Origin of the sequence: Acinetobacter sp. YH12102, from assembly GCF_013419125.1 — a bacterium.
In the GTDB taxonomy this organism is placed as follows: Bacteria; Pseudomonadota; Gammaproteobacteria; order Pseudomonadales; family Moraxellaceae; genus Acinetobacter; species Acinetobacter pseudolwoffii.
Window position 1 is genome coordinate 34,757 of record NZ_VPAS01000013.1, and the last position, 15,862, is coordinate 50,618.

The window sequence follows — 15,862 nt, forward strand, 5'->3', positions numbered from 1 at the left end:
CAATAAAATAAAGAATAAAAATTATGCTGAATTATGTAGAGCGCTTAGAGCAGACGCTGGTGGAAGAATTTTATCCGCTTTATGACCATTATCAGGACGATGGAATCTATGCCTGTAGTCTGGTCTTTGACGAATTTTTACTGCTGGATGATCTGGCTATTTCGACTGAGTGCAGTATTTTTAAAGATCCGGAAGATCAGCGGCAATATCTGGCTGAACAAGATCGCTGGAATGTCCCAAAATGGCGTTATCGGGCACAAGCTGCGCCCGACTCTGGACTGATCCCGTTCAAAACTTTGCTGGCCGATTATTTTAAAACCCAGCATAGTTTTGGTCATCCGCTATTGGGACAGCAACAGCTCCACAAAACACATCTGGACTTATTACTGCACACGTTTAAACAGACCAAATATCGCCTCTCCGAAGCCTATGGTCTGGATCTGGGCAATATACTTTTTTTCCTGAGCCTGCCAAACCAGGCCGAATTTGAACGCCGATCTGCACTGGAACTCAACCCAGAAAGCGCCTTATTGCAAAACTTTCTAGCCTCCCGACATGCCCAGCCTTTTTCTGAAATCAGCAAGCGATTAAAACTCTCGCAAAATGACAAGGACATTCTGATTGATCTGGAACAAATGCTGGTGATGGAGCCTTATGATTATCTGCAAGTGGCGCAAGATGCCCATTTGCTGACCTTGGAATCCTACTTTATCGACAGCAATATCTATATCCAGAAACTGATCCAGCATATCGCTGCCATGGCCTCTGAGCCGGATGGCAGCTGTGCTCTTAGCCGGGAAGATATCCAGCAGCGCTTGCAACAGTTTTCTGCAAATTCGACTATTTCACCTGATCTTGCATTTATTCAACGATAAATAAAATTACAGAGCGAATGCTCTACAATGCTGGCGTTTAGCGTAAGAATCAAGGAAAATAGCGCCCTTTAGCTATGAACTAGCAGCGAACTGTTTTTTCGCCTGGATGTGGAACTCCTATGAAGTTTGAAAAATTAGGTCAGTCGGGTCGCGCCCGTCGTGGTCGTTTAACGCTTGAACATGGTGTGGTTGAAACCCCGATGTTTATGCCTGTCGGCACTTACGGTACGGTGAAAGGCCTGTTGCCGCGTGATATTAAAGAGATCAAGTCTCAAGTCATTTTGGGCAATACCTTCCATTTGTATTTACGTCCAGGACTCGATGTGATTCGTGAACATGGTGGCCTGCACGAATTTATGAAGTGGAATAATCCCATTTTGACCGATTCCGGTGGCTTCCAGGTGTTCAGTCTGGGCGCAATGCGTAAAATTAAAGAAGAAGGGGTCACCTTCCGCTCACCCATCGATGGTTCAAAAGTATTTTTATCGCCTGAAATTTCAATGGACATTCAGCACACGCTGAACTCTGACATTGTGATGATTTTTGATGAATGTACGCCCTACCCTGCGACGCATGAAGAAGCGCAAAAATCCTTGCAACTGTCTTTGCGCTGGGCGAAGCGCTGTAAAACCCAACATCACGAGGTTCTGAAAAACCGTAATGCACTGTTTGGGATTATTCAGGGTGGCATGTATGAAGACTTACGTGAAGAATCGTTAAAAGGCCTGCTTGATATTGACTTTGATGGTTACGCGATTGGCGGTCTGTCCGTTGGCGAGCCTAAAGAAGAAATGATCAAGGTACTGGATTATCTTCCAGAACAAATGCCGGCAGATAAACCGCGCTATTTGATGGGGGTCGGCAAGCCTGAAGATATTGTGGAAGCGGTGCGCCGTGGTGTCGATATGTTTGACTGCGTGATGCCAACCCGAAATGCACGTAATGGTCATTATTTTGTCACAGATGGTCTGGTACGGATCCGTAATGCAAAATATCGTCACGATCAAAGCCCGCTTGATCCACATTGCGATTGCTACACCTGTACCAACTTCACTCGTGCTTATTTATTCCACCTCGAAAAATGTGGGGAAATGCTTGGTTCGATGCTCGGTACCATTCATAACTTGCGTTATTACCTGCGCTTGACTGAATCCATGCGTGATGCCTTGGACAACGGTACATTTGATGCGTTTGTGCAGGACTTTTATGCCCGTCGTGGCCTGGAAGTACCCCCTTGCCCGCAAGATTAATCCATCAGCATTTGCGCTGAGGAAAAAGACAATGTAAATTGCAAGAATATGTCAATTTATTATCAAGTTGATCACCAGTTTTTTTATTTTAGGAAAATGTAATGAGCCTTTTTATTTCGACTGCTCACGCTGCAGGTGAAGCTGCACAACAACCCAGCATGATGGCGAACCTTTTGATGATTGCGGTTTTTATTGCAATCTTCTATTTTTTGATCTGGCGCCCTCAATCTAAACGTGCCAAAGAACATCGTGCTTTGGTTGAAAGCCTTGGTGTTGGCAGTGAAGTCGTTTTTGCAGGCGGATTAATGGGCAAAATCACCAAGATTGAAGGTGACTTCGCAGTGGTTGAATTGAACCGTGGCGTAGAAGTTAAAGTTCAGCGTGCGAGTGTGATTTCAGTCCTTCCTGAAGGCACTTTAAATAACCTTTAATCAAAAATAGTCGTGCCCTTGCACGGCTTTTTCATTTTAAGAAGAAAATAAATGCGTTACCCAGCATGGAAATATGTACTGATTCTAGTTGTACTAGTCATCAGTACCTTATATGCCCTGCCAAGTTTGTATCCAGATGAACCTGCTGTACAGATTTCGGGTGCCAAAGCCGGTACTCAAATTGATGCAAGCATCGTACAAAAAGCAGAGCAAATTTTAACAACTGAAAATATTGCCACCCATGACAATAGCTTTAGCAACAATGCTGCCTTATTACGTGTAGATTCAAGTGAATTGCAACTTAAAGCCAAAGAAGCTTTACGTCGCGGATTAGGTGATGATTACGTGGTTGCATTGAACCTTGCCCCGACCACGCCGGAATGGCTACAAAAAATTGGTGCCAAGCCAATGAAGCTGGGTCTGGATTTACGTGGCGGTGTTCACTTCTTACTCGAAGTGGACATGGACAAAGCGATTGCGCAGCGCATGGAAACCTCTGCGACAGACCTACGTCGTCAGTTGCGTGATAACAACCTGAAATTTAATAGCCTGAACTTAAGCAGCAACACCATTGTGGTGCAGTTTGCCAGCAATGATGATCGTGCTGCAGCGATGGACTTCTTGCGCCGTAATGGCAATGAGTTTACCCAGCAGGCTGTTGCGACTGATACCGGCTCGACTTTACGTTTGACTTATACTGATGTACGTAAGCAAGAAATCGAGTCTTATGCAGTTAACCAGAACCTGACCACGTTACGTAACCGTATTAACGAGTTGGGTGTGGCAGAAGCATTGGTGCAAACCCAAGGCAGCAACCGTATTGTGGTTGAATTGCCGGGTGTACAGGATACTGCAGAAGCAAAACGTGTCTTGGGTCGTACTGCGAACCTCGAGTTTCGTCTGGTTTCTGACCTGAATGATCAATATATTGATCCATATACCGGTCAGGCGACTGGCACATTGCCACCAGGTACAGAAGTATTCGCTTATGAATCCCTGGACAGTGGTCGTCAGCTGCTTTTGAACCGCAACCGGATCTTGACTGGTGAACGTGTTCAGAATGCATCTTCTGGCTTTAGTCAGGACACCGGCGGTGCTGAAGTCAACATTACGCTAGACAGCGCAGGCGGCAAACTGATGTCGGATGCGACCCGTAATGCGGTTGGCAAACGTATGGCGGTACTGTTCATCGAGAACAAACAGCGCATTAGCTATGTGGAAGACCCTGCGACCGGTACTCAAACTGAAGTTCGTACCCCATATACTGAATCTGTCGTGATTAATGCTGCAACTATTCAGGCGGTACTCGGCTCTCAGTTCCGTATTACTGGTCTGGATTCTCCGCAGGAAGCTGCTGAACTTGCCTTGATGCTACGTGCAGGTGCTTTGGCTGCACCAATGTACTTTGTCGAAGAACGTGTGATTGGTCCAAGTCTGGGTCAGGAAAACATCGACAAAGGGGTACTTTCAACGCAAATCGGCTTCATTCTGGTGGCGATCTGGATGGTGGTATTCTTCCGTCTGTTTGGTGTGATTGCCAACTTTGCTCTGGTCTTTAACCTGGCCATGCTTCTTACCGTCATGTCATGGATTGGGGCTTCTTTAACCCTTCCTGGTATTGCCGGTATCGTGATTACCATCGGTATGGCGGTCGATGCCAACGTACTGATCTGTGAACGAATACGGGAAGAGATGAAATGGGGTGCCTCGCCGAAACAGGCGATCGTGGCGGGTTATGATCGAGCCTATAACACCATTTTTGACTCGAACCTCACCACCTTCCTGGTTGCATTCATTCTGTTCGCGATTGGTACAGGTCCGATCAAAGGCTTTGCCGTGACCCTGATGATTGGTATCGTCTGCTCGATGTTTACTGCCATTACAGTAACCCGTGCCGTGGTACAGATCATTTATGGCAAAAAACGTAACTTGAAAAAGTTGAGCATTTAAGGAGATCGATGATGACTGAAAATACTCAACTGAATCAGAAACAGTATGGTCGCCCTGAAGACGAACGCGTCATTCCGTTTATGAAGATTGCTTTGCCTGCGGCATTGTTGTCTATCTTCTTAACGGTTGCGAGTCTGTTCTTTATTGCCACTAAAGGTCTGAACCTGGGTCTGGACTTTACCGGTGGTGTAGCAGCCGAGCTGAACTATACCAATCCGGTCAAACCGGAGGATGTTTCCAAGGCACTGAGCCAGGCTGGCTTCAACGATGCCGTGGTGCAGACTTTAGGTTCAGAACGCGACCTGATGGTACGTATGCCCGTTCAGGAAGACATTGAAGCTGAAGACCTGACTAAAGCGGTCACAGCAGCGGTTCAGCTGCCAAATAATGCGGCAGAGGTACCGAAGCTTGATGTAGTCGGCGGACAGGTGGGTAATGAGCTGTATGTCCGCTCTGGTGGCGCGGTGGCACTGGCACTCTTGCTGATGCTGGTCTATGTCACCATCCGCTTTGAGCTCAAACTGGCGATCGGTGCAGTACTGTCGCTATTCCATGACATCGTGGTGACCCTCGGGATTTTTGCCATGACGCAGTGGCCATTTGACCTGACGGTACTTGCGGCACTCCTTGCGATCATTGGTTTCTCACTGAACGATAATATCGTGGTCTCTGACCGTATCCGTGAGAACTTCCGTAAGATTCGGGGTGCAGAACCGCTTGAAGTGATTAACATTGCCCTGACCGAAACCTTACGCCGTACCATTCATACCTCTATGACGCTATTGCTGGTTGTTGTTGCAATGATGCTCATGGGTGGTGATGGCCTGAAATGGTTCTCGATTGCGATGTTTGTCGGCGTTTTTGTCGGTACCTACTCTTCAATCTATATCGGGACTGGATTTGCACTTTGGCGTGGTTTAAACCGTCAGGACTTTATCGTGCAAGTCAAGCCAGAATTTGAAGACGAAAACCAGATTCCCTAATCTGAGATCTCATTTTCATCGTTCAGCCCGTCCTAGGATGGGCTGAATTATTTCTGCTGTTTGAATGTTGAAGTAGCCGGCAGAATCGCAATCACTGGATGGATTTTTTCAATATCTGTTTTTTGGAAAATGACTTTCCGATTTTCATCCAGACTTCGAAATTCATAAACATCCTGAGCTTCGCCCAACTCTTCTAAAATGAGCTGCAAGCCGTTGACCAGATACACACAGCACATCCCAAAAACTGGCAACTCTTTATCACAAACCAGCCACCAGTCCGGTTTCAGAATGGGAAAATAATAGTGCTCTGCCACCTGAATCGCATAATGCTGTGCTTGCAGATGAAAAATATCTTGATTGAACGAAACCATAGAATCTATGGGATTGAGTTTAAAGGCCTGCTGCTGTACCACCTGCATCTGAAATAAAGCGACCTGTTCTATAGCTGTAGCAAGTTCAATCTTCGGTTCGACCGTCTGATCCAGAATTAAATGAGCTAAGCCAAGTTGCTGTTCCAGTTCCCTTGCCACCTTCTCTCCGATCTGGCGTTTGCTATTCAGTAACTGCGCGATATAAGCAGCAGACAAGCCAAAATGCTCACAGATCTCTTTGCCGGTTTTAAATTGCTGGGTGTCAATCAGCTGATCAATCACTTTTGTCAGATGATGTCGTCTTCGTTCAAATATTTCTGGCGCACTCATATCGGTCTGTTGATCTGTTTTTATCCATTTTGTTCAAATACCTTACAATAAAAAAGCCCACAATTGAATTGCAGGCTTTCTTCAGCTTAGAAATAAAGAATTAAGTGCCCTGTACCAGACGGCGGGCGCTGATAATGCCCGGCTGCTGTTCAAGACGCGCCAGCAGTTTGGAAAGTTGCGCCAGACCTTTAACTTCAATCAATAGCTTCATATTGGCAATACCGTCCGCTTCCGAAATAGTATTGACCTGACGGATATTGATCTGGTCGGAAAAAATCACTTGTGTCAGATCTTTGAGCAGACCACGTCGATCATAGGCTTCCACCACAATCTGTACGCTCTGGCCACGTGTTGGCTGCATTTCCCAGTCGGCTTCTACCGCACGTTCAGGCTCTTGGGTGATCATGCGCACATAGTCCGGACAAGCCACCTTATGAATGCTTACCCCACGATTCAGGGTGATATAGCCAGCGATCGACTCACCATGCACCGGTTGGCAACATTGCGCGACATGCAGCTCTACGTTATCCAGCCCGTCAATCAGAATACCGTGCGCTGACAGCGTATGACTGGCACGCGGATTCAGCGCTGGCTTCAGCACCAGCTCAGGTTCATCCTGATCCAGATGCATATGACGATTCACCTGATTAATCAAGGCATGCAGGCTGATATCACCATTGACCAGATTCACCAGAATGTCATCACCGGTTTTGACATTAAAATGATTGCAATAATCACTCAAATCGATTGATTTTGGATGAATCGCCAGACGTGACAATTCTTTATTCAGCACTTCACGGCCGACTTCCAGGTTTTTACTGCGGTCCTGTTGACGGAACCAGTGGCGCAACTTGTCGCGCGCACGTGCAGTCTTGATATAACCCAGAGAGTTAACCAGCCAGTCCCGATTCGGCTCACGGTCTTTTTTGGTCAGAATCTCGACCTGTTCCCCGGTTTTCAGGGTATAAGTCAGTGGCACATAGCGCTGATTGACACGCGCGGCATAGCATTTGTTACCAACTTCGGTATGCACATGATAAGCAAAGTCGAGCACAGTTGAATCACGCGGCAACTCTTTGATATCACCATCACGACTAAACACATAAATTTTTTCGAAGCCTTCGAAGTCTTGAATATGTTCGAAGTTTTCGATTTCATCTTCTGCTTCTTTATGTGCACTGGACTCATTGCGTTCCTGATAATGCTCGAGAACTGCGCGTAAAGAATGCAAACGATGATTAAAAGAATGATCGGTGGTTTTCGAGCCTTCTTTATAATTAAAGTGCGAACACACCCCCAGCTCTGCTTCTTCATGCATGCTGTAAGTACGAATCTGCACTTCAAGTGATTTGTTCTCGGCAATTACAGCCGTATGCAGGGAACGATAGCCATTGGCTTTTGGATTGGTAATATAGTCATCAAACTGATGCGGAATATGTCGCCAGATCTGATGTACAATCCCTAAACTGTGGTAACACTCCGGTACGCTCTTGACCAATACCCTTAAGGCACGAATATCATAGAGCTGGTCAAAACTCAGGCTCTTGCTTTTCATTTTTCGATAAATCGAATAAATGTGTTTTACGCGTCCGTTAATTTCAGCTTCGATGCCATATTCAGACAATTCATTGCGTAATTTATCAATCACGAATTGAATATATTGCTCTCGCTCTAAACGTTTTTCATTCAGTAAAGAAGCAATTTCTTTATAACGTTCTGGCGCAAGATAACGGAAGGCCAAGTCTTCCAGTTCCCACTTTAACTGGGCGATGCCTAAACGGTGCGCCAGTGGTGAGTAGATCGTCAGAATTTCTCGGGCAACCCGCTCCTGACGTTCACGCGAGGAATTGGTCAGCTCACGCAAGGCATAGGTACGCTCTGCCAACTTCACCAGAACCACACGCACATCTTCAGTCACTGAAATCAGCATTTTATAAATGCCGGACAGATGTTCACGCTGATTATTATCGAAATGGTCTTCCAGACGTTTATTTTTTTCGATCAGTTCAGACAGTTTACCCATGGCCAGCGTGCCCTTGACCAGGCTATGCACTTGCTCGCCAAACTTCTCTAACACTTCAGTCAGTGGCATGACGCCTTCACGCACCGAACGATAGAGCATGGCCGCGGACAGGGTATCTTCATCGACATGCAGATGTGCCAAAATATCCGCCATCTCAATACCGGTATAAAAGGTATTGGAACGATGCTGAACCGTACTTTGCAGCTCTCTTTCTAATGTTAAGTGGGCGACTTCTTCGAGCTGCTGTAAAGGTGCCCCATCTAATATGCCACGAACCCGATCCAACCACTCAGTCAGATCGTGGTGTGCTTGTTCGGCATGTTCTACAGTCGTCTCCTGTGACAACTCATTGAGTCGTCCAGGGAGTTGCTCACGTACTGTGACCATACCCTTCTCCTACTTGTAAATACATCATTTCTTCAATCGTTCATTTAATTTTCTTTTTCGAACAATGCAATCGATTCAACATGCCCAGTATGCGTGAACATATCCATCACTCCGGCTTGAGTGAGGCGATAACCCTGTTGTACCAAGAGCCCTGCATCTCTTGCGAGTGTCGCAGGATTACATGACACATAAACGATTCTTTTTGCGCCAAACTGAGGAAGATAATGCATGACTTCTTCTGCGCCAGCACGTGGCGGGTCAATCAATAATGCATCAAAACCTTGATTTGCCCAAGTCTGGTGCGAGAAATCTTTGGTTAAATCTTGTGAATAAAAAGCAACTTGGGCAATACCATTATTTTTGGCATTTTCCGCACCGCGTTGCACCATTTCTTCACTCCCTTCCACCGCAATCACCTGACCGGATGTGCCTACACAGCGTGCCAGTGCTAGAGAAAAGTTTCCTAATCCACAAAATAGATCCAGAACCCGCTCACCCTGTTGCAACTGTAGCAAATTACATGCCAGCGCTACCATTTGCGGATTGATAGTCGAATTCACCTGAGTGAAGTCCACAGGATTAAAACCGAATTTCACATCAAAGTCATCAAGACTATAGTGCAAGCGCGCCGCGGCATCTGGAGCATCAATTCGCGAGAGTGTATCTTTGCCGGCAGGCTGCACATACAGTTGCCAGCCTTTCTGTAACGTAAATTCGCGCAATTGGTTGACATCAGCCACTGATAATTTTGCAGTTTCACGCACCAGTAAGGCAATATCCTGATCCCCCATGGCCAATTCTATATGACCAATGTCAGCCTTGCCATTGAGACTTTGCAGCAATTGTTTAAGGCTTGTAAGCGATCCAAATTCACGATCCAGAATCATGCAGCGATCAATCGAGGTTAATTTATTGCTTTGATTCTCACGAAAACCCACCACCAATGTGTCTTTAGCCGGCAGATAACGCACTCCGATCCGGGCTTTACGGCGATAATCTTCACGCTCGGAACGTAGCGGTGCAAGCCACTGCACAGGCTGGATGCCAGCAAAATGCTGTAAATGCGATTTCAGCACATTCTGTTTTAGTTCAATCTGTGCATCGGCTGCGATATGCTGCATATTACAGCCGCCACAGACCCCAAAATGTGCACAGATCGGCTTGACGCGAATTTCGGAAGCTTCGCTGAGTAATTCAAGACTGTCAGCTTCTTCCAGTTTTTTAACTTCACGGGTAATGCGAGCACGCACGGTTTCACCGGGCAAGGCATAACGGATAAAGACTTTCTTGCCGTGTTTATGCGGTGGATGATCCGGGTGTGAACCATAATGAGCGATGCCACGTCCCTCATGCGAAAGTGACTCAACCTGAAAAATGTACTCGGGTTGCTGGGTAGGACGTGTGTGTGCTCGATGCTTCATGAAAACCTAGGATGTGGGAGTTGGAAAATCAAAACGGGTAAAGTCAGTTCTTTGTGACGTTTCACGCCAAACCGATAAAAAGTCCGCATGCTGCGGTTGGGTATGCAAATATTGAATCGTACTGTGCAGCAAATGCTGATAATCCGGCAATAACAGCTGTCCTTTTAACAACAGCCAGCGGATATAGACCAGCCAGGTATTCAGCACATCGCCTTCACAATAAGAGGTCAGTTCGGTCCATTGCTGATTGCGGACATATTCAGGAACCCGATAGGCCCCGTCACCGCGTTTACCCGGATAACCCAGCAAATGTGCAACATCGTCCAGCTTCTGGAAATGACGCGCATGGAACATGGCCATCACATCCATTAAGTCGACATGACGATGATGGTAACGATTCTGGTAGTTATTATAACGCTTTTGCGTGTCAATTTCGCCCTGATCGAATAGACTCGGTGCAGAGAGTCCATGATACATGGCACGGTATAAAATCACCGGTAAATCAAACTGTGAACCATTCCAGCTGACCAGCGTCGGATGACGCTTATCAAAAATCGATAAGAATTTTCTTAAAATTTCCGCTTCAGAATGCTGTTCCCGGCTAAAAGAAAACAGCTTCATGCCCTGCTCATCGATCCATAAACCGGAAATACAGACAATTTCATGCAAGGGCGGACGCTGAAAATCAGAGCCTGAATCCTGACGGCGCAGTTTGGTCAGGGCCTGATCCAGATCTGCTTCAGGCAGGTCCAGACCAAATAAATGCGCGCCTGATTTGAGATCGGTTTGGGTTTCAATATCGAAAGTTAAAACAGGCAGGCGCATAACACAGTGCTCAAATAATTATTCAGAATCTTGCACAGAGAATAACCCTGTAGACAAGTAACGGTCACCACGGTCACAAATAATACACACAATGACAGCATCCGGATGTTCTTCCGCCAATTTGATGGAAGCCCACACCGCACCACCAGACGAAGTACCAGCACTGATGCCTTCTTTCTGCGCCAGCTTGCGCATGGTTTTTTCAGCTTCAATTTGTGGAATATCAATAATACGATCCACGCGACTGCGGTCAAAAATGGTCGGCAGATATTCTTCCGGCCAGCGACGGATTCCGGCAATGCTTGAACCATCAGATGGCTGTAAACCCACGATCTGAATCTCCGGATTCATTTCCTTCAGATATTTCGAGACACCCATAATAGTGCCGGTTGTACCCATAGAACTGACAAAGTGGGTAATCTTGCCACCGGTTTGCTGCCAGATTTCAGGACCTGTAGTCAGATAATGTGCTTCGACATTATCCGGATTACCAAACTGGTTCAGTACCAGACCCACGCCATCATTTTGCATTTGAGCGGCCAGATCACGTGCACCTTCCATGCCTTGTTCTTTGGTGACTTCAATCAGCTCGGCACCATAAGCACGCATCGCATCCTTACGTTCCTGACTCATATTGTTCGGCATGATCAGCTTCATTTTATAGCCACGCATCGCTGCGACCATCGCCAATGCAATCCCCGTATTTCCGCTCGTTGCTTCAATCAGGGTATCACCCGGCTTGATCTGTCCACGCTTCTCGGCCTGCATGATCATATTATAGGCCGGACGGTCTTTGACCGATCCTGCCGGATTATTGCCTTCGAGTTTCGCGAGTACTGTAGCTTGAGTGTGACTTGCCAGACGCTGTAAACGCACCAGTGGCGTTTTGCCGACATAGTGGTCTAACAAAAATTCATCTGCTTGAAAATCGGGGGTGGTATTACTCATTGTGTGCACCTATATCGAGGTGCGGCTATTGTATGAAAAAATGCTTTTCCCTGCATCCATTTAGCACTGCTTTTTCAGGAAACTCTCTAAAACGGACTCAGTATCCCGCTATAAACTTCATTTTCCTGTGATTTAGCAAGATCAAGCAGCTCAGCTGTGAATATAAAAGCGTTATTTTCAGCCCCGGACTTTCAGACGACTGAAGTCTTCATCGCCCGCTTTTCACTGTATTTCAACAATCATTTAACTGAAATCTCTTGTATTTTTAAAGGTTGATCTGAACCCTTATAAAAATAATGCTTAAATTTTAACTGTCGATTTAAAGCATGCTAATATGCCAGACATAAAGAAAATACTGCTTAAATCATGTCAACGATCAATAAAAAGCTGTTTAAACGCCTACACTTAAATCACGCCTATGGACAGTTGATTGCGCTGATTTTTGTGCCGATTACTATTTTGGCCTGTGTTGGCGCGATGCTGGTGTTGACTGAAACCTCGAATGCCGCACGTGCCCAGCAAAAGCAGATGGCGATTGCCATTATGACGCGTTTTCAAGGCACGTCTGAGTATGCACTGGATATTTTAAGCCTGTATCCATGGCAATATGATCAGGCCCACAATGCCATGCAGAATATGCTCAATGAAAAGCATCTGGTTCGGGCAGCCATTCTGGATGACAGTGGCAAGAATCGTTTAGGTATCGGCTTTCAGGAACAGGCCGCTTGGCCCGATTTTGATAAAAGCGGTAACTTTATTGGCCCGATTCTGTATAAAGACAATCATATTTATGCCATTAAAGTGAATGAAAACAGTTTCTCTAAAGGCTGGCTGGCAATTGAACTGGATAATCAGCCGCTGGCCATTGCCCGCTACCGGGTATTGATCGTATTGATTGCAACGGGTCTATTAACCTTATTATTGTTATTACTCTGTCTGAACTTTTACTCACGGCGCTGGATTGCACCGATGTATGAAATTCGCATGCAGTTGCAACGCCTGAATGCCGATACCCTCGGCCAGCATATGGTGATTAACAGCACCGGAGAGCTGCGTTTACTACAACGGGATATTGCCAATGTGGTAAAACGTCTGCATTTTAGTTTTCTGGAACTGCGCGAACATACTGAACAGACTGAAGATGATTTACGTCGTACTTTAGATACGCTCGAAGTACAGAATATTACTTACCGTCAGGCACGTGACCAGGCGATTTCAGCCAACCAGGCCAAGTCGGTGTTTCTGGCCAATATTTCCCATGAACTGCGTACCCCGCTCAACAGTATTGATGGCTTTATTCATCTGCTCTTGCGTCAGGGCAATCTCAGCAATGAGCAAAGTCTATATTTGCAGACTATTCGTAAATCTTCCGCACATTTACTGGCGCTGATTAATGATGTGCTGGATTTTTCCAAAATTGATGCCGGCAAACTGGAACTGGAAACCGCAGCTTTCGATCTGGAAGAAGCCATTTTTGATGTGATGGACATGCTCTCACCCCTGGCGGCACAAAAACATATTGATATGGCCTTCTACTACGCAGACAGCGTACCGAAACATGTGATTGGCGATGCGCTACGCTTTAAGCAGATTCTGACCAACCTGATTTCCAATGCGATCAAATTCACGCCGGATGGCGAAATCATCGTGCGGGCACGTATGGAACATGAGGGGATCGATCGATGTGTCTTGCATTTTAGTGTACAGGACAGCGGCATTGGCCTGAGTGGTACCGATCGTAAAAAATTATTCGAGTCTTTCTCACAGGGCGATACTTCGGTCACCCGTCAGTTTGGCGGTACAGGGCTGGGGCTGGCCATTTCCAAACAGCTGGTCAGCCTGATGCATGGCCAGATTGGTTTTGAAGATAATCAGGAACGTGCCCCAACCGAAAAAGGCTCAACTTTCTGGTTTACTGCACAATTCCTGGTCGATGAAGATACTGTAATTGAACATCCAGATTTCAATGAATTGACAGTGGTGTCTTATCTGGCCCATCCGGCAACCGCGAACGTCTTGCGTCATTATCTGGAAAATTATCAGGTCAAGCATATTGAATGCGCATCGATTCTGGATCTGTTTAGCCGCCTGAATCATCTACAGAATTCTGAAAACACCTGGCTCATCGTCGATCATAGTGGCGACAGCGAAGTCCTGTTACGCGAGATCCGCTCGCGTTATCAGGGTCATTTGGCCGTATATGGTTATCAGATGCAACTCGATCCAAGCATGCTGAACGACCATCGTGCCCGTGCTCTGCATCAGCCACTCAGCCGTAGTGCCTTGATTCAGCTGCTGGGCAATCAACCGGTCTTCGATCAGGAACAGCATGAAGACTTTAATGGTCAGGGCCTGCATATTCTGGCCGTCGATGATCATTTACCCAACCTGATTGTTTTGGAAGCATTACTCGCTGAACTGAATGTCACCACCAGCAAAGCCCTGAGCGGACAGGAAGCGATTGATATCATCCAGCGCCGTTATGAGCAGAAACAGCCAGCTTTTGATCTGGTCTTTATGGATATTCAGATGCCGGTGATGTCGGGAATTGATACCACACGTGCGATTCGCTCACTGGAATCGACCTTTGAAAACCATAACCGACTGCCGATTATTGCCCTGACTGCACATGCGCTGTCAGATGAAAAACATAAGCTGCTGCAAAATGGCATGGATGATTATGTCACCAAGCCGATCCAGATCGAGCAGATTGTGCAGATTCTGACCCACTGGACCACCGAACATTTTAAACGGCTTCCAGTGCTGGAACGCGCCCATGTGATTGATGCACTGGATCCGAATATTCTGGACTGGCAGCAAAGCCTGCAACTGGCAGCCAATAAGGAAGATCTGGCAGTAGACCTGTTGCGCATGCTGGTCGACAGTTTTGCCGATGAACTCACTGAAATGCAGCAGTTAATTGAACTGGAAGATTTCCCGCAACTGGAACATGTCTTGCATCGTTTATATGGTGCAACCCGCTATGTCGGCGCACCGACTTTGCAGAAAGTCACGGGCGGATTTGAACAGTTCGTTTCAACCCTGCGTAAAGAACGTCGCAAGGCCGACGAAAACTTTGTTCAAGACGTGCTGAAACATTTTGATGAACTTAAAGCCGTGGTCGAACAAGTTGAACAGGCCGCCCAGCAAATTCTGAAACAACATTTGAATTAAAACTTGAAGCTGCTCAGTCCGTGACTTAGAAAGTATGACTGAGCTGTCATGTAAGCTCACGGGCCGCATGTTATGCTCGGCTCAGGAAAATAAGGAAGAATGCCATGTCACTCGTGCGCTTGGAAAAAAATAACGGCATTGCCACAGTTACACTGAATCGCCCGGATAAACGCAATGCCATGAGCTTTGCCCTGCTGCGTGAACTGGTTGCGACTGCGCAGAAAATCAAAAAAGATAAAAGTATCCGTTGCGTCATTTTAACCGGTGAAGCGCAGGTGTTTAGTGCCGGCATTGATCTGGCCGATTTAAATAATCCTAAAAATCGTGCCTATGCGGCCTGGGAGTTAATCCGTCCGGGTCAGAGCCTGTTCCAGAAAGCCTTTCTGGTCTGGCAGGAATTACCGGTGCCGGTGATCGCTGCGATGCAGGGCTTCTGTTTTGGCGCTGGTATGCAGCTTGCTCTGGCCGCAGATATCCGTATTGCACATCCTGATACCAAAATGTCGATTATGGAAACCCGTTGGGGACTGGTACCAGATATGGGGCTCAGCCGTTCGCTGAAAGGCCTGATTGGGATTGATCTGGCCAAAGAACTGACCTTGACTGCCCGGATTTTTGACAGTGCCTATGCCAAAGAGATTGGTCTGGTTACCCATGTGGATCAAGAGCCGTTGGCACGCGCACAAGCATTGGCTGAGGAAATGCTGCAACGCTCTCCGGATGCCCTGATGGCCTCTAAGTTTGTACTGGATGCCATGCAGCATCATCCCAACAAATCATTACGTATGGAAAAAATCTGGCAGCTGAAATTATTGCTAGGTAAAAACAGCCAGCTGGCTCGCAAAAAGGACAAGAATCCGGAAGTCCAGTTCGTGCCACGCCAATATAACTAAA

12 protein-coding genes are annotated in these 15,862 nt (G+C 46.6%); 7 read left to right on the top strand and 5 right to left on the bottom strand.

What is annotated here, in order from left to right; genetic code table 11:
• Positions 1-23: 23 nt before the first annotated feature.
• The 5 genes from FTU42_RS12170 (at position 24) to secF (ending at position 5,489) form a co-directional block, all read left to right on the top strand.
• Positions 24-875: a DUF4303 domain-containing protein gene (locus FTU42_RS12170; protein ID WP_180083460.1), complete on the top strand. Its 852-nt coding sequence runs from the start codon at positions 24-26 to the stop codon at positions 873-875.
• A gap of 119 nt (positions 876-994) precedes the next feature.
• Positions 995-2,125, top strand: a complete 1,131-nt coding sequence (gene tgt / locus FTU42_RS12175; RefSeq protein WP_005098076.1) for a tRNA guanosine(34) transglycosylase Tgt — start codon at positions 995-997, stop codon at positions 2,123-2,125.
• A gap of 101 nt (positions 2,126-2,226) precedes the next feature.
• The gene (gene yajC / locus FTU42_RS12180; protein WP_005098077.1) at positions 2,227-2,556 is read left to right on the top strand and encodes a preprotein translocase subunit YajC; all 330 of its coding nucleotides are present in this window, start codon (positions 2,227-2,229) and stop codon (positions 2,554-2,556) included.
• A 51-nt stretch (positions 2,557-2,607) separates the two neighbouring features.
• Positions 2,608-4,506: a protein translocase subunit SecD gene (gene secD, locus FTU42_RS12185; RefSeq protein ID WP_005168609.1), complete on the top strand. Its 1,899-nt coding sequence runs from the start codon at positions 2,608-2,610 to the stop codon at positions 4,504-4,506.
• 8 nt (positions 4,507-4,514) lie between these two features.
• Positions 4,515-5,489, top strand: a complete 975-nt coding sequence (gene secF, locus FTU42_RS12190; protein ID WP_171255744.1) for a protein translocase subunit SecF — start codon at positions 4,515-4,517, stop codon at positions 5,487-5,489.
• Positions 5,490-5,536: 47 nt separating this feature from the next.
• Here secF and FTU42_RS12195 read toward each other — a convergent pair whose 3' ends face one another.
• The 5 genes from FTU42_RS12195 to cysM form a co-directional block, all read right to left on the bottom strand.
• Entirely contained in the window at positions 5,537-6,190 is a 654-nt protein-coding gene (locus tag FTU42_RS12195; RefSeq protein WP_159516640.1) for a hypothetical protein, read from the bottom strand.
• Positions 6,191-6,290: 100 nt separating this feature from the next.
• The gene (locus tag FTU42_RS12200; RefSeq protein ID WP_005098082.1) at positions 6,291-8,600 is read right to left on the bottom strand and encodes a bifunctional (p)ppGpp synthetase/guanosine-3',5'-bis(diphosphate) 3'-pyrophosphohydrolase; all 2,310 of its coding nucleotides are present in this window, start codon (positions 8,598-8,600) and stop codon (positions 6,291-6,293) included.
• A 44-nt stretch (positions 8,601-8,644) separates the two neighbouring features.
• A complete protein-coding gene (rlmD, locus tag FTU42_RS12205; protein WP_005098083.1) occupies positions 8,645-10,021 on the bottom strand; it encodes a 23S rRNA (uracil(1939)-C(5))-methyltransferase RlmD in 1,377 nt (458 codons plus the stop codon).
• Between the two features lie 6 nt (positions 10,022-10,027).
• Positions 10,028-10,846 carry a 3'-5' exonuclease gene (locus FTU42_RS12210; protein WP_005098085.1) on the bottom strand — a complete coding sequence of 273 codons (819 nt, stop codon included), beginning with the start codon at positions 10,844-10,846 and terminating at the stop codon, positions 10,028-10,030.
• A gap of 18 nt (positions 10,847-10,864) precedes the next feature.
• Complete coding sequence (gene cysM / locus FTU42_RS12215; protein ID WP_005168623.1) at positions 10,865-11,794, bottom strand: cysteine synthase CysM; 930 nt, start codon at positions 11,792-11,794, stop codon at positions 10,865-10,867.
• Between the two features lie 366 nt (positions 11,795-12,160).
• On the opposite strand from cysM, the gene FTU42_RS12220 reads away from it, so the two are divergent.
• A complete protein-coding gene (locus tag FTU42_RS12220; protein ID WP_180083462.1) occupies positions 12,161-14,968 on the top strand; it encodes an ATP-binding protein in 2,808 nt (935 codons plus the stop codon).
• Positions 14,969-15,072: 104 nt separating this feature from the next.
• A complete protein-coding gene (locus FTU42_RS12225) occupies positions 15,073-15,861 on the top strand; it encodes a crotonase/enoyl-CoA hydratase family protein (RefSeq protein WP_180083464.1) in 789 nt (262 codons plus the stop codon).
• Position 15,862 lies beyond the last annotated feature (1 nt).